At 82.3% G+C, this 1,732-nt stretch carries 2 protein-coding genes (1 of these 2 only partly in view); both read right to left on the bottom strand.

The window, feature by feature from the left end; translation table 11 throughout:
* Positions 1 to 114: 114 nt before the first annotated feature.
* A complete protein-coding gene (locus tag ACFV0O_RS14855) occupies positions 115 to 1,134 on the bottom strand; it encodes an RNA polymerase sigma factor (protein WP_380341219.1) in 1,020 nt (339 codons plus the stop codon).
* Between the two features lie 250 nt (positions 1,135 to 1,384).
* Positions 1,385 to 1,732, bottom strand: the final stretch of a protein-coding gene (locus ACFV0O_RS14850) for a LuxR C-terminal-related transcriptional regulator (protein WP_380341216.1). It continues 999 nt past the right edge of the window; 348 of the gene's 1,347 nt are visible here — the last part of the coding sequence; its start codon lies beyond the right edge, outside the window — the gene reads right to left on this strand; its stop codon occupies positions 1,385 to 1,387.

Below are 1,732 nucleotides of genomic sequence, written 5' to 3'. Positions count from 1 at the left end.
ATGCGCCCTCCCCTCCCGCCCGCCGGGCCCCGCTATAACAGCCCCGCCCCGCCGTTAACACCCAGGCGCGCAAGCCGCCCCCCCCCCGGCCCGGGGGGGGGGCGCTCGTCGTTTTCAGCGCGCCTTCGGCCCGGTCGTGCAGGGCCGCGGCGACCACAGCGGGCAGACCGCCGGACCCTGGGGCGGCGGGGCGTCCGCGCCCCGGGCCGCCGCCGGCAGCTCCCAGCGGGCGATCGCCTGGGGGTGCGGCTCCACCACCACGGCCTCCAAGCCCGGCGCCGGGCTGCACCACAGGCTGCTGATGCCGTTCGGCACCCCGCCGGGCTGCAGCGGCACGCCCGGATCCTCCGCTGCGGCGGCGGGCAGGCACAGCGCGGGCTCCGGTGCCTCCGGCGGACGGAACAGCACCGCCGGCCGCACCCCCGCCAGGGTCGCCAGCGTCGCCCCGCCGACCGCCACCGTCAGCAGCGCGGCCGCGCCCGTCCGGCTCGCCGTCCACAGCCGGTGCCGGGCCCGCAGCACCGGCACCGGCGACCGGTGCGGCTCCGGGCACCCGCGCACCGCCGCCCGGTGGAGCAGCAGGCTCAGCCCGTCCGCGAAGCCCGGCGTGGCCGGATCGGGCCCCACCAGCTCCGGCACCCACTGCGCCAGCGCCGCCCGGGCCGTCCACACCCGGCCCTCGGCGGCCGCCTGCGTCGACTCCACCTCCACCGCGATCGCCGCGGCCGGCAGCCCCAGCCCGTCGTGCAGCACCAGTGCCCGGCGCTGCGGCCGCGACAGGCGCTTGAGGGCCTTCAGCAGGGCGCGGTCCCGGTCGGTCAGCCGGTCGTGGTCCGGGAGCACCGCCTGCGACTCGTCCGCCGGGCGCACCTTGATCCGCCGGTGCGGCAGACCCCACACGTGCGCCCGGCGCGGCCCGCCCCGGTGCCACGGCGACAGCGCCAGCTCGCACGCCCGCACCCGCACCCACCCCTCCGGATCCCCGGACCCGGCCACCGCCGGCCAGCCCCGCCGGGCCTCCCCGAACGCCCGCCGCACGCAGTGCACCGCGCGGTGGCGGCAGGCGGTCAGCAGGAACACCTGCTGCACCAGGCGCGTGTGCGCGGTCTCGTACAGCTCCTCGAAGCTCGGCACCGGGTGGTCGGCGGACGGGGGCGGTGCCGCGGTGGCCGGCGACGGATCCCCGCGCTGCTCCGCGGGGTGGGCGGGCCCGCCCGCCGCGCGGTCCCGCGCCTCCGTGCCTGCCGCGCCCGCTTGTGTCGGCCCGGCTGTGACCGGGTCAGCCGCCGGCGGCTGACCCGGCGCCCCCGGCCGCGCGGGCCCGCCGGGGGGACGCTGCGGCCCCTTCGGCGCGGTGGCGGCTCCGGCGTCCCGGACGGCGCCGTCACGCCTCGCCGGGCCGGTGGGGCCGTTCCGGTCCGGTCCGTCGGCCGCCGGGGCCGGGTGGGACCGTTCCGGGTCCGCGGGCGGGGTCTGCTGCCGCTTCGCCGTCGAGGAGGCCCGGGGGTCCGTCGGTGCGGGGCCGGGGTCCGCCGCGTTCGCGGGGCCCGCCCGGCCCGGCCCACCCGCGGCCGACGGGGCGGGGTCCGTCGGCGCGGTGCCGTGGCGTTCTTCCCGGAGCGGCCGAGCCTGCTGCGGTCGGGGGGGGCCGGGGCGGGGCGGGGCGGGGGCCGCCCCCCGCCCCGCCGCCCCGCCGCGCCCCAGCCGCGCCGCCCGCCCCGCGGCGCGCGAG

The organism is Kitasatospora sp. NPDC059577 (assembly GCF_042735475.1).
Taxonomy (GTDB): Bacteria; Actinomycetota; Actinomycetes; order Streptomycetales; family Streptomycetaceae; genus Kitasatospora.
This window is presented reverse-complemented; position numbering and strand designations above follow the sequence as displayed.